The 15,059-nt window shown below is 72.4% G+C and carries 15 protein-coding genes; 7 read left to right on the top strand and 8 right to left on the bottom strand.

Features of this window, described 5'->3' with window-relative positions; genetic code table 11:
• A partial coding sequence (locus VGI02_RS11510; RefSeq protein WP_331627489.1) for a hypothetical protein occupies nt 1-361 on the bottom strand: 361 nt, incomplete at its 3' end.
• 399 nt (nt 362-760) lie between these two features.
• On the opposite strand from VGI02_RS11510, the gene VGI02_RS11505 reads away from it, so the two are divergent.
• Nucleotides 761-1,150: a hypothetical protein gene (locus VGI02_RS11505; protein ID WP_331627488.1), complete on the top strand. Its 390-nt coding sequence runs from the start codon at nt 761-763 to the stop codon at nt 1,148-1,150.
• On the opposite strand, the gene VGI02_RS11500 is transcribed toward VGI02_RS11505, so the two are convergent.
• From VGI02_RS11500 to VGI02_RS11490, 3 genes are all read right to left on the bottom strand, one after another.
• A complete protein-coding gene (locus tag VGI02_RS11500) occupies nt 1,072-1,800 on the bottom strand; it encodes a hypothetical protein (protein ID WP_331627487.1) in 729 nt (242 codons plus the stop codon). The genes VGI02_RS11505 and VGI02_RS11500 overlap by 79 nt on opposite strands.
• 1,363 nt (nt 1,801-3,163) lie before the next feature.
• Nucleotides 3,164-4,516, bottom strand: coding sequence for an NAD(P)/FAD-dependent oxidoreductase (locus VGI02_RS11495; RefSeq protein ID WP_331627486.1), 1,353 nt, complete (start codon nt 4,514-4,516; stop codon nt 3,164-3,166).
• Nucleotides 4,517-4,650: 134 nt separating this feature from the next.
• On the bottom strand, nt 4,651-6,594 hold the full coding sequence (locus tag VGI02_RS11490; RefSeq protein ID WP_331627485.1) for an acetoacetate--CoA ligase: 1,944 nt from the start codon (nt 6,592-6,594) through the stop codon (nt 4,651-4,653).
• A gap of 162 nt (nt 6,595-6,756) precedes the next feature.
• Here VGI02_RS11490 and VGI02_RS11485 point away from each other — a divergent pair, with 162 nt between their 5' ends.
• On the top strand, nt 6,757-7,590 hold the full coding sequence (locus VGI02_RS11485) for an SCO6745 family protein (protein ID WP_331627484.1): 834 nt from the start codon (nt 6,757-6,759) through the stop codon (nt 7,588-7,590).
• 36 nt (nt 7,591-7,626) lie between these two features.
• Here VGI02_RS11485 and VGI02_RS11480 read toward each other — a convergent pair whose 3' ends face one another.
• A complete protein-coding gene (locus tag VGI02_RS11480) occupies nt 7,627-8,256 on the bottom strand; it encodes a TetR/AcrR family transcriptional regulator (protein WP_331627483.1) in 630 nt (209 codons plus the stop codon).
• A gap of 115 nt (nt 8,257-8,371) precedes the next feature.
• Here VGI02_RS11480 and VGI02_RS11475 point away from each other — a divergent pair, with 115 nt between their 5' ends.
• Genes VGI02_RS11475 through VGI02_RS11460 form a run of 4 tightly spaced genes read left to right on the top strand, consistent with a single transcriptional unit; the run spans nt 8,372 to nt 12,436 of the window.
• Nucleotides 8,372-9,295, top strand: a complete 924-nt coding sequence (locus tag VGI02_RS11475; RefSeq protein WP_331627482.1) for a ketopantoate reductase family protein — start codon at nt 8,372-8,374, stop codon at nt 9,293-9,295.
• On the top strand, nt 9,292-10,386 hold the full coding sequence (locus tag VGI02_RS11470) for an enolase C-terminal domain-like protein (protein ID WP_331627480.1): 1,095 nt from the start codon (nt 9,292-9,294) through the stop codon (nt 10,384-10,386). Before VGI02_RS11475 ends, VGI02_RS11470 begins: the two co-directional genes overlap by 4 nt.
• Nucleotides 10,383-11,318, top strand: a complete 936-nt coding sequence (locus tag VGI02_RS11465; RefSeq protein WP_331627479.1) for an alpha/beta fold hydrolase — start codon at nt 10,383-10,385, stop codon at nt 11,316-11,318. The genes VGI02_RS11470 and VGI02_RS11465 overlap by 4 nt, the downstream gene beginning before the upstream one ends.
• Nucleotides 11,315-12,436 (top strand): haloacid dehalogenase type II, encoded by a 1,122-nt coding sequence (locus VGI02_RS11460; RefSeq protein ID WP_331627478.1) that lies wholly within the window; start codon nt 11,315-11,317, stop codon nt 12,434-12,436. Before VGI02_RS11465 ends, VGI02_RS11460 begins: the two co-directional genes overlap by 4 nt.
• Here the strand turns inward: VGI02_RS11460 and VGI02_RS11455 are convergent.
• The 3 genes from VGI02_RS11455 to VGI02_RS11445 are packed head-to-tail and all read right to left on the bottom strand — an operon-like array spanning nt 12,423 to nt 14,011.
• Nucleotides 12,423-13,190, bottom strand: coding sequence for a DUF899 family protein (locus tag VGI02_RS11455; RefSeq protein ID WP_331627477.1), 768 nt, complete (start codon nt 13,188-13,190; stop codon nt 12,423-12,425). The genes VGI02_RS11460 and VGI02_RS11455 overlap by 14 nt on opposite strands.
• Nucleotides 13,191-13,216: 26 nt before the next feature.
• Entirely contained in the window at nt 13,217-13,567 is a 351-nt protein-coding gene (locus VGI02_RS11450) for an ArsR/SmtB family transcription factor (RefSeq protein WP_331627476.1), read from the bottom strand.
• A gap of 3 nt (nt 13,568-13,570) precedes the next feature.
• The gene (locus tag VGI02_RS11445; protein ID WP_331627475.1) at nt 13,571-14,011 is read right to left on the bottom strand and encodes an SRPBCC domain-containing protein; all 441 of its coding nucleotides are present in this window, start codon (nt 14,009-14,011) and stop codon (nt 13,571-13,573) included.
• Between the two features lie 220 nt (nt 14,012-14,231).
• Here VGI02_RS11445 and VGI02_RS11440 point away from each other — a divergent pair, with 220 nt between their 5' ends.
• On the top strand, nt 14,232-14,933 hold the full coding sequence (locus VGI02_RS11440) for a DUF4190 domain-containing protein (protein ID WP_331627474.1): 702 nt from the start codon (nt 14,232-14,234) through the stop codon (nt 14,931-14,933).
• Nucleotides 14,934-15,059: the final 126 nt, after the last annotated feature.

Genomic DNA, 15,059 nt, shown 5'->3' with positions numbered 1-15,059 from the left:
CGAACACGGCCACACCTTGGCCAGTGCCTCGGAGATCCTCGACCTTCGTGCGGCGTTGGAGCACGAGCGCGTCCAGCACACCGAAACGGCCGGTCAGCGCGACCAGGCCCGCGATGAACGCGACACCGCCGTCGATGAACGCGACACCGCCGTCGATGAACGTGACACCGCCCGTCGCGAGCGCGATCGAGCCCGCGCTACCGGCCCGGGTATCGGCGCGGCAGACCGGTAGCGGGCGCGGGCACCGGTGCCGGTGGGGGTCACCGCCGACACCGACCACCGTCCCGGGGACCTCGTCGCCGCTTCCGACGGGGTGGTGGTGCTGGTCGACCACGAGCTCGCTGCCGCGGTCGACGACCACACCTTGATGCCCGCCCTTCCGACGATGACCAGGAGGCACCGCGCTTCTACTTCACCGCCTCGCGGCCCTGACCGTCGCGTCCCGCCTTTCCGACCGGGCCCGGGCGCGAGCGCTTCGCGGCCTCGACCGGGGAGAGTCTCGGGATCGGCGACCGCGAGACCCGCTCATTGATTTCCGGATAGAACAGGTGCACATGAGGGTTGACTTGCCGGTTTCGGCAGCGACGAAAAGGGAGGAGTCTGAGATGACGCTCGAGGTTTCGGACGAACCGAGGTCACCAGGTCGTGACGGAGGTGGGGGCGCCCTCCGACATGGCCGGGCGGACCGGCCGCAGATGGCGCTACCCGCGGATCCGGCGTCGCGCTTGCGTCAGCACGTCGCTCTCGAGAAAGTCAGGCCGTGACTGAGCACGTGACCAGGCTCGAGCTGGACGATCTCGGGCTTGCCGCAGGCCTTCCCCGCCCCACCGGACCCCACGACCGCGTCGAGGACGTCCCCTACCGAGCGGTCGAGTTCCGCGACGACGAACTCCCAGCGGCCCTCGAGCGCTGCGCAGCATGGCTACGGCAAGCCGAAGACTGGCTCGGCGAGCCCATCGACATCTTCGCCATCCACCTCGACTACGACAACGCCCCGGGCTCGGGGTACTTCAACCTCAAAGCGTTGTGCAACGAGGAAGACCTCGCCGGCGCACCGCTGCTCGCGCACCGTCACGACACGGCACCGCCGGCTGAGAGCCGGCGCGAGAACCATCGCAGCGGATCGGTACCACGCCGAACAGTCGGGTAGCCGGTGTGGACAGAGCGTCCTCCTGGTCGGCCTGGCCCTGTCCCCCGGGGGCCGCCACCCCGACGGCGATGCCCCGCATGATCCCGCCCCGTCGGACGCGATCCCGATCCCCGACCGGGGACTGGACGCGGCCCTGCCGGGTCGGGCGGCGCCAACGGCGCACGCCGGAAGTGGTGCAGTTCGACCGAGGTCCGCAGCTGCTCTGCCGCGAGGTTGCGGGCCGCGTGCAGCCCGACCGCGGCGTGCGCGGCGAGCAACAGCATCGCGTCGCGGTAGACGTCTGCCGCCGCGGCGGCGTCGCGGAAGTAGTAGTTCAGCGCCCCGAGGCGGGGCGGGTCTCCGCCGGTGAACAGCTCCGTGGCGCAGACCGCGTTCATGCCGAGCTCGGCCACCTGGGGCCCGAAGCGCGGGTAGCGGGGGTCGTGGGCGAGGTCGAGGCTCGAAGTGAACCCCGAGCTCGACGTCGCGGTCGCCTCCAGGCACGGGCCTTCACCGGTGCGGTAGTGGATCTCGTCGGCTCGGGCGGCCAGCGGGTCGGTCTCGACGGGGGTGTGGACCTGGCCGTTCGCCTCGTGCAGCGTCACCGAGACCATGGCCGCCGCCGGAACCACCGACGCGGCCCGCTGCATCACCCGCTCGAGGACCCCCACAACACCGGTCTCGGGGGGGGAACGGTGAACAGGTCCTGGCTCAGCCCGAAGAACTCGTCACTCAGCGGCCCGAGCGCCAGCTGATCGGGCACGACCCCGGCAGGCCCGGTGCCGGAACCCCGCCCGTCCCGGCGTTCAGTCTCGTGCTCGACGAAGCGCGTGCGGGCGGCATGCCACTCCTGTTCGGGCGCCATGGCGCTCCGATACCCGCCCGGCGGTGCTTCGCACGCGTGCGACCCACCCACGACAGCGGCCCGGTGGGGGCGTGTGAGCCTCGCCGACGGTCGGGTAGGTCCGCGATCAGCATCGGCCGCGCACCCCCGGGGAATCGGCCGATGCGAGGTCCTGACCGGTGCAGTCCGCGTAGCCGGCAGGACCGCCCCTATTCCTCGCGCGTCCGGCCAACGGCGAGGACCGTGGGATTCCGCCTCACGCGTTCCCGGCCGTTGCCCGGGTTGGTGTTGTGGGCCCCCGGTGGCGAGGTGCCCGGCACGGGATTGCGGCCGGTGCCCCGGTGAGCAGGCTCGCTCCATGGGCGCATCCGCCAACGATCTCGGGTCGACGTCCCATCCACGAGGACCCGTTCACGCGAGTGGGCCCGGGACCGAACCGGCGGCAACGACCCAGAACCGGAAGGAGTGGGACGCGGCGTTCGGCCGCTCGTTGGTCGTTGCGCCGGCGGTCCCGGGCTCACCCGGGAGTGATCATCGAGAAGGGGATCCTGTTCGGGGAGAAGTCCTGAGCGCTCACCTCCTCACGCAAAAACGAATGTTGAGTCACGCTGCTCGCTGGGGCCTGGCGGAGGTGACCGCGGCCCGGGGCCGGGTCGTCGACGTACCTCACGCCGCACCTCCGTTGCGGGCTGGGTGCGGCTTCCGTCGGGTCCGTGGTCTCCTGGCGAGCCGGGGGGCGGGGCCCGCCGAGTTCCGGTCGCGGCCCGCGGCGGGGTTCTCGCCGGCTCGGCCGCCAGTTCGCCCCACGGAGCCTCGGTGAGCATCATCGCGACGAACTCGGCGTCGAACACCGCCTGGTCGATCGGCGCGTCACCCATCAGGCGGGCCGGTTCCGCGGCGGGGGCCCCGCCGCGACCCGCACGCTGCCCGGACGGGTCAACGGGAACTGGCTCCTCGCCGAGGGCCACCGTCACCTGATCCTCGAGGTCGACGGGAGCCTTGAGCCCAGCAGGGCCGATGGGGCCGGGCGCGGGGTCGAGCACATCGACCGTCATGCGAACACCTCCTCCGGTCAGTGACCAACCGGCTTCGAGCGTCCTCACAAGCTGTCAAGTACCTACAACTGTAGATGCAACTTTCCGGGGCAGTCAACCCATGCTTCCCTATAGATAAGGATTCAGTTCTGCGAGTCACCGGGCCACCGCGGCCTCGGCGGCCGCCCGGGCCTGGTCGGGGGTCAGGTAGTCGTCGGTCTGCTCGAACTCCGCGAGCCGTCCGCTGGTGTCGGTCAGGAACCCCAGACGCACCGCGTTGGCGCCGCCGACCCCGTGGAGGGCCCAGTTCCCGGCCACCCGGGCCATCGCGGCGGGTGTCCCGAGCGCGGCCAGGTGGTAGCCGCGCGTCACGAACTGGGCAGGGAGCCCGGTGAGATCCACCCGGAGTGGCTTCGCCACCGCGTCGGAGCCGCCGAGATCGACGACCAGGCCCAGATCGTGGTGGCGGTACTCCCGCGGGGTCCCGCCCCGCAGGCTCGCGGCGACATTGTCGGCGGCGATCGGTGCCTGCCGCGTCGCATGTTGGGCGGTCGGCGGGCAGACGGCGTCCCCGCCGGTGACGAGGTCGGGGACGGCCGCCGCGTCGCCCAGGGCGAAGACCTCGGGTCGCCCGGGCACGGCGAGGTCGGCACCGACCACCAGACGCCCCTTCGCGGTGTCGGCGCCCAGCCGGCTCATGAGGGGGTTCGGGGCGACACCGGCGGTCCAGATGAGCGTCTCGCTCTCCAGGGTGCGGCCGTCGTCGAGGTCGACGCGACCGTCGCCTGCCCCGACCACCCCGGTCCCGAGATCGACCTGCACGCCCCGCCGTTCCAGTACCGCCAAGGTGTCGGCCCCGAGCCGCTCGCCCAGCTCGGGCATGAGGCGCCTGCCGTGCTGGACGAGATGCCACCGGACCATCGACGGGTCGAGGCGACGGAAGCGCCGCGCGATGGCTCTGGTCATCAGCTCGAGGTTCGCCGTCGTCTCGACGCCCGCATAGCCGCCGCCGACCACGACGAACCGGCAGCGCCGGGCGCGCTCGTCGGGGTCGGTGGTCGCGTTGGCGACCTCGAGCTGACCGAGGACGTGGTCGCGCAGGAAGTCCGCCTCGGCCAGGGTCTTCATGCCGCGCCCGTACTCGCGCAGACCGGGGATCTCCATGGTGCGGGTGATGCTGCCGGGGGCGAGGACGAGCCGGTCGTAGTCGAGGACCTCGGAGCGCCCGGTGATGCTCTCCGACACCACGCGTCGTCGATCGAGGTCGACGCCGATCACCCGACCCGGCACGAACGAGCTGCTCCGCAGCCGTCGCGCGAGCGAGACCACGACCGAGCGGGCCGGCAGCACGCCCGAGGCCACCTGGGGGAGCAGGGGCAGGTAGAGCATGTAGTCCGTCGGGCTGACCAGGCGGATGTCGATCTCCGACCCGGCCAGCCGCTTCTCCAGGCGCCGCGCGACCGAGAGCCCCGCGAACCCGCCCCCGACGATCACGATGCGCTCGGGCACGGCACCTCCATGGATCGGCCTGTCGTCGTCATCGGGGCTCCGAGGTCGTCGGTGTCGTTGGTCCAGCCACGGCTCGAGGTAGTCCCGATCGGCGGGCGTGAGGTCGTCGATGTGGGCGATGGCCTGACGGTGCGCTACCGGGTCGCGCGGTAGGCGTCCCGGAAGGCCGGCACGGCGTCGGCCCCGCTCACGGCGTCGGGGCTGAGCACCTCCTCGACCGGGCGGCCACGCAGCACCTGCTTGATCGGGCGCTCGAGCTTCTTGCCGGTCAGCGTGCGCGGCACCGCCGGGACGGCCGCGATCAGGTCGGGCACGTGCCGCGGGGAGAGGTTGCGGCGCAGCTCGGCGGCGATCCGGGCGCGCAGGCCGTCGTCGAGCTCGGCGCCGGGAGCGAGCGCGACGAACAGCAGCAGCTCTCCCGATCCACCGGCGTCGTCCTCGAGGTGCACGACGAGTGAGTCGGCCACCTCGGGCATGTCCTCGACGACGTCGTAGAACTCGGCCGTGCCCAGCCGCACGCCGCCCCGGTTCAACGTCGCGTCGGAGCGCCCGGTGATCACGCAGCTGCCCCGTTCGGTGAACCGCACCCAGTCCCCGTGCCGCCAGATGCCGGGGTAGGTGTCGAAGTAGGCCTCGCGGTAGCGCTCGCCGTCGGGGTCGTTCCAGAACCCGACCGGCATCGAGGGCAGCGGCGCCCGCACGACGAGCTCACCGAGCTCCCCGACCACGGAGTTGCCGTCCTCGTCGAACGCGGCGACGTCGTGGCCGAGCCCGGGGCCGGACATCTCGCCGCGGTACACCGGCTGCCAGGTCCCGCCGCCGACGAAGCCGCTGCACACGTCGGTGCCGCCGCTGAACGGATTGAGGATCACGTCGGGACCGAGGTGCTCGTAGACCCAGTCGAACGCCTCGGGTGGCAACGGCGCCCCGGTCGTCCCGAGCTGGCGCAGCTCCGGCCACCGGGGCGGCACCACTCCCTCCTTGCGGCAGGCCGTGAGGTACCCGGGGCTGGCGCCCAGCAGCGCGACGCCGGTCTCCGCGGCGAGCCGCCACTGTGCCTCGAGGTCGGGCCACAGCGGGTTCCCGTCGAGCAGCACGACGGCGCCACGGTGCAGCAGTACCGAGATCGTGATGTTCCACATCGCCCAGGCGGTGGTGGTGAACCACAGCGTGCGGTCGCCCGGGCGGGTGTCGAAGTGCAGGCCGAACAGCCGGAGGTGCTCGAGCAGGATCCCGCCGTGGCCGTGGACGATCGCCTTCGGCAGCCCGGTGGTGCCCGAGGAGAACAGGACGTACAGCGGGTGGTCGAACGGGACCTGTTCGAAGGAGAGCGGCCCCGGTGCGGCGAGCAGCTCGTCCCACGTCATGGCGTCCGGCACCGGATGCGGCCCATAGTCCAGGCCGACGACGTGCCGCACGGTCGGCAGCCCCTCGCGGATCCGCGCCAGCTCGTCGCGCTGGTCGATGTCGGAGTTGCCGTACCGGTACGACGCCACGGCCAGCAGTACCGTGGGCTCGACCTGGGCGAGCCGGTCGACGACGCTGCGGGCGCCGAACTCCGGCGCGCACGCCGCCCAGACGGCACCCAGGCTCGCCGCGGCCAGGAACGCCACGATCGTCTCGGGGACGTGCGGCAGGTACCCGACGACCCGGTCCCCCTCCTGCACCCCGAGGCGCACCAGCCCGGCGCGGGCCCGCCCCACCCGGTCGCGGAGCTCGCCGTACGTGAGCTCCCGGGGATCGCGCGTCTGCGAGCGGGCGATGATGGCCGGACTGTCGGTGTCGGCCTCGGTGCCCAGCATGTGTTCGGCGTAGTTGAGTCGGGCCCCGGGGAACCATCGTGCGCCCGGCATCGTCGAGGACCCGAGCACCCGCTCGTAGCTTCCCCCGACCCCGAAGTGGTCCCAGATCGACGCCCAGAACGCCTCGGGCTCGGCCACCGACCAGCGCCACATGTCCTGGTAGTCGTCGAACTCCAGTCCGCGGGTCGACGACAGGTACTCGCGGTAGGCGCCGATGCCGGTGCCGTCGAGTGGGCCTGGCGCGCGCAGCAGCGACGATGCTTCGGGGGCGCTCATGGTCTCCAGATGCTGCCGTGAACGGTGCCCCGGCGCGACGTCCGTCGGCGCGCCGGCCGGAGGAGAACTCGAGGGACCGTGTCGAATCGCGGACGCGCCGTTCGACGTCGGGGTGAAGGGCTGTCCACGAGGGCGCCGTCATGACCTCAGGAGATGAACCAGATGCCGAGCTCCGCTCCCCTCGCCCGCCGCATGTTCGAGCTCTTCGAGCCGATCTGCCTGGTCAACTTCTTCTCCGACGAGCCGAACGAGGCGATGGCGGCGATCGGACTCCGCAACTACTGGGACGGCTACTTCGCCGGCCGGTCCGCACCGCTGGGCAAGGTGCCTGCCGATGTGGTGCACGCGCTGTTCTACAGCTTCGCCGAGGGCGAGGCCGCCCGGCACCTTCCCCGCGTCTGGGACCGCGTCACCCCGGAGGAGGCGTTGGCCGCCCGCGAGCGGGGCTGTGTCGCGGCGCTGCGGCGGATCGTCGGGGACCTGGCCGACTCCGACGGCCTGGCGCGGGCGGCCGACCTGCTGACCACGGCCGCGGTCAGCGCACCGAGCGAAGGCCGGGCGATGTACGCCGCACTGCGCGCGCTCCCGATCCCCGACGAGCCGGTGGCCCGGCTCTGGCACGCCGCGGACATGCTCCGGGAGCACCGCGGGGACGGGCACGTCGCCGCGTGCATCGGCGAGGGCATCGGCGGCACGGAGTCCCACATGCTCAGCGCCCTGGCCATGGGCATCTACCCCGCGGAGTCGTTCGGCCGGGTCCACCACCTGCCGAAGGCGCGGCTGGCCGCGGTCATGGACGGTCTGCGCGCCCGCGACCTGATCGACGCGTCCGGCCATTTCACCGACTCCGGCCGGGCGACCAGGGAGCGGATCGAGGCACTCACCGACCGGCTCGCGGAGGCGCCGTACGACGGCCTGGCCCCGGGCGTGCGCGACGAGCTGGTCGCCGTGCTCGAGCCCATCTCCGGGGTTCTGGTGGCCGCAGGCTCGTCGTGACCCCGGATAGCCCGCCGACGCGGCCCGTCGCCCGAGTCAGCGGGTCGACACCGCCCCGGGGGTCGCCGGCAGGACGTCGACGGGGTCCCTGACGAGACCGGCGAGCGCGGCATCCGTGACCGCACGCAGCGCGTCGCGTCCGGGCTGTTGCTTCGCGAGCACGTTCAGGCCCTGGACGACGGCGACGAGAAGGGGCGCCTGGGCCGGTCCGGCGCCCGGGCGCAGCGCACCCTCCGCCCGGGAACGGGTCAGGGCCGCTTCGAACGCGGCCCGGAGGTTCACGAGGTGCAGACCGACCAGACCGGCGAGCTCGGGATCGCGCTCGGCGAACTCGACGAGCGAGTTGGTGAGCAGGCACCCCCATCGTCGATCGCCGTCGACCATCGCCTCGACGAGGTGCTCGAAGTAGGACTGCAGCCCGGCCAGGCCCGTAGGCCCGGACGTGATCCGCCCGACCGCCTCGGCGGAGACGGTCCGCGCGTAGCGCCGTAGTGCTGCGAGGAAGAGGTCGTGCTTGGACCCGAACGCGGCGTAGGCGCTGCCGGGTCGGATGCCCATCGCCCGGCAGAGAGTCTGCATGGAGGTCGCCTCGTAGCCGTGCATCCAGAACGCCCGCAGGGCGGCGTCCAGGGCCTCGTCGGCGTCGAACTCACGGGTGCGGCCCACCGTTCGATCCTAGCTTTTCCGGAGCGATCGATCGCGATCACTCTCTCCTCGATCATGGACCGGAGCAGCTTCGTACTACTAATCTTGAACGAACGTCCACGAAACGAGGAGCGCCGTGCGGATCGCGATGATGGGAACCGGCGGTGTCGGCGGGTACTTCGGGGGGCGGCTGGCTCACGGTGGTCACGACGTTGCCTTCGTGGCGCGCGGTCGCCATCTCGAGGCCCTGCGCAGCAAGGGGCTCCAGGTGCGCAGCCCGTTGGGCGACCTGCACCTTCCCGCCCCGGTCGTCACCGACGACCCGGCGGAGATCGGCCCCGTCGACCTGGTCGTCCTCGGCGTCAAGCTCTGGGACACCGAGGAGGCGGCCGCGTCGCTGGCGCCCCTGCTCGGGGAGGGCACAGCCGTCGTGTCCTTCCAGAACGGCGTGCGCAAGGACGAGGTCCTCGCCCGGGTCGTCGGCGCCGAGCGGGTGCTGGGTGGGGTCTGCTACATCGCGGCCACCATCGCCGAGCCAGGGGTGATCGAGCACTCCGGCCCGATGCAGAAGCTCGTGATCGGCGAGTTCGACGGCCACCTCTCGCCACGGCTCGCGGCGCTGCGTGACGCCTGTATCGACGGCGGCATCGACGTCGAGGTCAGCGAGCAGATCGAGCGGACCACGTGGGAGAAGTTCGTGTTCCTCGTCGGGATGTCCGGCACGACCAGCCTGGCCCGGGCCACGATCGGGCCGATCCGCGAGCACCCCCGGTCGCGCGCGTTCCTGCTCGACACCATGGACGAGGTCGTGCGGGTCGCGCGGGCCCGGGGTGTCGCCCTGCCCACCGGCTACGCCGCCGACCGCCTGGCCTTCATCGACTCGGTGCCCGCCGCCATGACCTCCTCGATGCACCGCGACCTCGACCGCGGGAACCGCCTCGAGGTCGACTGGCTGAGCGGCGACGTCGTCGCCCGCGGCGTCGAGCACGGCGTGCCGACCCCGGCCAACCGGGCGATCGCGGACCTGCTCGCGGTCCACGCCGAGGGGGCCGACCGGTGAGCAGCGACGCGCTCACCGTCCGCGCCGTCGACGCGCGTCTGGTCCGCGTGCCGATGCGCCGTCCGCTGCACACGAGCGCCGACACGGTGACACACGCCCCGCTCGTCCTGCTGGACCTGCACACCGATCAGGGCGTCACCGGCCGGGCGTACCTGTTCTGCTACCGGGAGGCACTCGGCCACGCGGTGGTCGGACTGGTCCGCGACACGGTTCCCCTGCTCGTCGGGCGATCCGCCCAGCCCGACCCGGTTCGCCGGACCCTCGCCGCGGCGTTCCGACTGGCAGGTACCGGCGGGACGACCGCGATGCTGTTCTCCGGGCTGGACATGGCCTGCTGGGACGCCCTCGCGGTCGCCGCCGGGCTACCTCTGGTCCGCCTCGTCGGCGCGGAGCCGCGACCGGTGCCCGCCTACAACAGCAACGGCCTCGGACTCGCCGATCCCGACGCCGTGGCGCGTGAAGCCACTGAGCTCGCCGGGGAGGGCATGACCGCGGCCACACTGCGTCTCGGCCGCCCCGACGCCAGGTCCGACGTGGCGACGGTGGAGGCGGTGCGGCGCGCGCTCGGGGAGGACTTCGACCTCATTGGCGACTTCAACCAGGCTCTGAACCTGCCCGACGCCCTCGAGCGGTGCCGAGCGCTGGACGACCACGGGCTGACCTGGATCGAGGAACCGATCCGCCACGACGATTACGCGGGCACCGCCGAGCTCGCTGCGGTGTTGCGCACCCCCATCCAGATCGGCGAGAACTTCGCCGGCCCCCGCGCGATGTCGGCCGCGCTGAGCGCCCGGGCGTGCGACCTCGTCATGCCCGACCCGGACCGGATCGGCGGGATCACCGGCTGGCTGCACGCCGCGGCGCTCGCCGACGTGGCCGGCACGCCGATGTCGAACCACCTGTACCCCGAGGTCTGCGCCCATCTGCTCGCCGCGACCCCGACCGCGCACTGGCTCGAGTACGTCGACTGGGCCAACCCGATCCTGTGCGAGCCGTTGGTTCCCTCCGCCGGCGCCGTCACCCCGTCCGAGAGGCCCGGCGTCGGCATCGCCTGGGACGAGGACGCCGTGTCGCGTTACCGTGCCGCGTGACCGCGACGCTCGACGAGCTGCCTCCGGCGGTGCGGACCCGATACCCCTACCGGTCGCGGTTCGCGCGCGTGAACGGCCGCCGGATGCACTACATCGACGAGGGGCCCCCGGACGCGCCGCCGGTGCTGCTGCTGCACGGCAACCCCACCTGGGGATTCCTCTGGCGCGACACCGTCGCCCCGCTGCTGGCGGCCGGTCTGCGCGTCGTCGTACCCGACCAGATCGGTTTCGGACTGTCGGAGAAGCCGCACTCGCCCGCGGCACACACCCTGGACAACCACACGGCGAACCTCGTGGCACTGCTCGACGAGCTCGACCTCCGGGAGGTCACGTTCGTCTGCCACGACTGGGGCGGCCCGACCGGCCTCGGTGCTCTGCTGACCCGACCGCAGCGGGCCGCTGCCGTCGCCGTCATGTCGACGTGGGCCTGGCTGGACCCGTCGTCGAGCTTCCACCAGGCGATCTCTCCCTGGCGGACCATGCACGCCCCGCTGGTCGGCCCGTACCTCCTCGGCACGCACGCGGCCATGCCCGGGCGCGGGATGTACCTGTCGGTGGTGGACCGCCCGGGGTTCGTCGGGCGGGGGCGTGACGGGTTCACGTCAGTGCTGCCCGATCCCGACGACCGGGTGCTGACGTGGACCTGGCCCCGGTCGATCCCGCTCGGACACCCCAGCGACATCACGGCCGAGCGGTTCGCCTGGCTCGAGGACGGTGTCCGCGGGCTGGAACTGCCGGCCACGGTGATCTGGGGGCGCGAGGACGACGTCTTCCCGCCGGATGTCTTCGCGGCGCGCTGGCACGAGATCTGGCCGCACGCCGAGGGCACCCATCTGGTCACCGGCCGCCACTTCCTGCAGGAGGACTCCGGAGCGGCGATCGGGGACCTCCTCGCGGACTTCGTCGGTGGCCTCCCCGGGAGCGGCCGATGAACGCCGGGCCCGTCGTCGTGCCGCCGGCGGAGCGGCCGTCGGGATGCCGTGCGGTTCCCCTGCTGACCGAGCCGTCGGTCGGGCACTACCCCGAGTTCCGGCGGTTCCTCGTCGACACCTTCGGCCTCGACGACCGGATCGGTGCGTCCGGGCTCCTCCGGCTCGGCGACCGGGCCTACGAGCTGGTCTTCCTCGGCCGGTCCGGCCAGCCGTTCCCTTCCGGGGTGGAGATCCACGCGCTGGTGCCCGGGCTGGAACCGCTCGACGAGGACGCCGCCGACCACGACGTGTGGGCAATCCTGCTGTGGCTCACCGACGGCGTCGACGGGGAATGGTCCGCTGACACGCTCGCGACGACGGGCCGCGTCTATCGGGTGCCGGCCGCGGTGGAGGCGGCGCCGACGCCCGTCCGGGAGACGCGGGGTGAGCTCCTCGCGTTCGACCTGTACGGCACCCTGGTCGACCCCCTGGCGATCGCGACCGAGCTGGCAGGAATCGTCGGGCCCGACGACGCCGAGCGGGTCGCCGCGACGTGGCGGCGGGCGCAGATCGACTACGCGTTCCGGTTGACCGTGATGAACCGGTACCAGGACTTCGCCGAGGTCACCGGGCGCGCCCTCGACTTCGCCCTGGCCGAGGCCGGGCACCCGGTCGACCAGGACGCCCGGGGGGCGCTGCTGGCCCGCTACGACGCGCTCGAGCCGTTCCCGGACGCCGGGCCGGCGCTGCGCGCGCTGGCCGACACCGGTGTCGAGATGGTGGTGCTCTCCAACGGCAGCCCGGCGATGGCGGAGGCCTGCCTACGGACGAGCGGGCTGAGTGCTTACTTCAGCCGGGTGGTCAGCGTCGACGCGGTCCGCGCCTACAAGCCCCACCCCGCTGTCTACCGGCACCTCGCCGAGGTGACCGGCCGCCCCGTCGAGGCGATCCGCCTCGTGTCGTGCAACCCCTTCGACGTGGTCGGGGCGGCGACCGCCGGGATGCGCACCGTGTGGGTCGATCGCTCGGGAACCGGGTTCGACACCCTCGGCGCCCCACCGGAACTCACCGTCCGCGCGCTGACCGACCTCCCGGATCTCCTTGCGTCGGAGCATGACGGGGACATCACCCAGCGGTGAGGTCGTCGGAGCGACCGGCCCCGAGCCGCGGCCAGTGGGGGATGGGACGTCCCGCGGGCCAGTCGGGGATCGGCGGCCAGGTGGGCGCGCCGCCGGCGGTGCGGGTGTGGGTGCACCGGTCCGGCCAGTCCGGGGGCGAGTCCTCCCACGGCTCCTGGCGTCCGTAGACGGTGAGGTCCATGAGCGAGTGGCTCGAATCTGCCGCCTCGACACCGCGCCGGGTCGTCCAGTAGGTCTCGAAGACCCGGTCGCCACGACGCAGGTAGGACACGAGGTGCATCAGTCCGGGTTGCTTCGGTGGGCGCAGCAGTGTGTCGAGCGATTCCTCGGCGGAATACCAGGGCATGTCCCAGCCCATGAAGTCGCGGTAGCGGGCGCTCTCGGCGTAGGGGCCCTGGCAGAACGTCGCGTAGGTGATGTCGCGGGAATGCAGATAGGACGGCTCGGCGAACTGCGTGGTGACCCAGGTGCAGCCCTCACACTGCTCGCGCGCCGACGCCCCGCGGTTCCACATGAAGTAGTACGCGATCAGTTGTCGGCGGCCCTCGAAGGCGTCGAGCAGGGTCAGGGCGCCTTGCGGCCCGGTCAGCGGCGCGGTGGCCTCGACCTCGATCATCGGAAGGCGTCGGCGGGCGGCGGCGATCGCGTCGCCCTCGCGCGTGTGGGCCTTCTCCCGGACCCGCAGCCGGGCGACCTCGTCCTCGTAGGTGGTGGCCCGATCCGTGATGGCGGGCATCGGTGCGTCGTCGAGCACGGTGTACTCCTCGCGTCGTGAATGCGCTACGGAATGTCGCGCTCGGCGGCCTCGGCGAAGCGCTTGATCCTGGCCAGGCGTCGATCCCAGTCGGCGGCGAGTGCCGCCATCCAGCGCGCCGTGGCGTCCAGTGAGTCGGGACGCACCATGTACCGGACCTCGCGCCCGACCTTGGTGGCCTCGACGAGCCCGGCGGCGTCGAGGACGCCGAGATGCTTGACCACGGCCTGCCGCGACACGGGCATGTCCCGCCCGAGGGTGCTCGCGGTGGCCTGGCCGTGCCCGGAGAGCAGGTCGAGCAGGCGGCGGCGGGTCGGGTCGGCCAACGCGGCCAGGACGCCGTCGACCACCTCGGCATCGGCCTGCGGCATGGGCATCGGTCAGACCGCGGTAGCGCGAGCGGTGAGCGTGGTGAAGCACTGCTCCCAGCCACCGGTGTGGTCCTTGACCACGGTGATGCGGTTGTCCTCCGACGTCGCCAGCGACGCGAAGCCGCTCTCCACCACTCGCAGTCGGGTTCCTGCCCCTTCCGGGGTCAGGAAGAACTCCACTAGCGTCGAGTTCTCGTCCCGCAGGTCCTCGCCCGGAAACGCGCTCACCCACCGGTAGGCCAGGTAGGTCGGCGGGTCGACCTTCTCCACACGCATCGGGAAGTCGCCGTGCTCCGAGTGCCGGGCGACCAGCGACCCGCTCTCGGTGACCTGCGTGCCGCGCACGCTCTCGTCGTCGGTCGCCCAGAACCCGGGCTCGGCGACCAGTGGCCAGACCCGCTCCGGCGCTGCGGCGATCAGGATCTCGCGCTCGATGCGATCGGTACTCATGTCCGCTCCTCGTCGGTTGCCTCTGTTGCAACTACAGGGTTGCACATGAACCCGAGTCTGTGCAACTCCGAAGTTGCACATCGTCCGACGCGGTGGCACCCGGACTACTGCCTTCCGGTGGGTGGGCTACTGCTTCGCCTGCGAAGGCCTTCGCCGGTGATCGCCCCGGCCCTACTGTTCGCAGCGACCCGCCGCATCGCTTCCGACGAGGACGCCGCTCATGAGCCAGCAGCCGCCGCCCTACCCGCATGCCGCTCCGGCGTTCGCCGGGGACGAGGCGCCGACGGTCTCCCTGCGGCCGTCGGGGTCGTACGGTCCACCGCCGCCCCCACCCGGCGGCGGCATGCCCGCGGGCCCGAACACGGGCACCAACACGATGGCGATCCTGTCGGTGGTCTTCGCGTTCGTGTTCTCGCCCCTGGGCATCGTCTTCGGGCTCGTCGGACGTCGCCAGACCCGGCGCACCGGCCAGCGGGGGCGCGGCCTGGCGACGACCGGCCTCGCGCTCTCCGTCGCGTTCCTCGTCGTGGGCGTCGCGGTCGCGGTGTACGTGACCGTCCTCGCGGCGCAGATCGCGACGTCGGTACCCACCGGTGTCCCGGATCAGCCCGAGGTCTCCGCACCGGCGGACCCGTCCGTCCCGGCCCCGACCGCCCCGGTGGCGACCGGACCCGCCGGTTCGGCGACGGTCGGCGTCACCGGCGGCGAGTACGGCCCGGAGGTGCCGACCACCGCGCTCGCCGAGCAGGTCGGCGTCGGGAGCGGTGCGACGGACGTCATCTGCCCCGGCTACCTACCCGCCCAGATCGACGCGTCCACCGTCTGTTCCGGCACGGTCGACGGGCAGCAGGCGCAGCTGCGGACGCAGGTGACCGCGGTGGCGGGTTCCGAGGCGACGGTCGACATCACGCGGGTGGGCTGACGGCGCGCGCACCCCGGACCCGGCGGTCCCCCTGATCGAGGTACCGACGGTAGCGGGTACGTCTGGTCTCCGTTACTTTGACCCGAACCAGCTGGGTGTCGCACGGGGTGGCGGAGGTGCGGGGTC

Source organism: Actinomycetospora sp. (genome assembly GCF_036497245.1).
Taxonomy (GTDB): Bacteria; Actinomycetota; Actinomycetes; order Mycobacteriales; family Pseudonocardiaceae; genus Actinomycetospora.
The sequence above is the reverse complement of the archived record's forward strand: the minus strand, read 5'-3'. Positions and strand labels throughout refer to the sequence as shown.

Coding starts and splice junctions, on each gene's coding strand:
- VGI02_RS11490 (WP_331627485.1), bottom strand. CDS start 6,594: ATGAGCGCCCCCGAAGCATCGTCGCTGCTGCGCGCGCCAGGCCCACTC.
- VGI02_RS11485 (WP_331627484.1), top strand. CDS start 6,757: ATGCCGAGCTCCGCTCCCCTCGCCCGCCGCATGTTCGAGCTCTTCGAG.
- VGI02_RS11460 (WP_331627478.1), top strand. CDS start 11,315: ATGAACGCCGGGCCCGTCGTCGTGCCGCCGGCGGAGCGGCCGTCGGGA.
- VGI02_RS11450 (WP_331627476.1), bottom strand. CDS start 13,567: ATGCCCATGCCGCAGGCCGATGCCGAGGTGGTCGACGGCGTCCTGGCC.
- VGI02_RS11445 (WP_331627475.1), bottom strand. CDS start 14,011: ATGAGTACCGATCGCATCGAGCGCGAGATCCTGATCGCCGCAGCGCCG.
- VGI02_RS11440 (WP_331627474.1), top strand. CDS start 14,232: ATGAGCCAGCAGCCGCCGCCCTACCCGCATGCCGCTCCGGCGTTCGCC.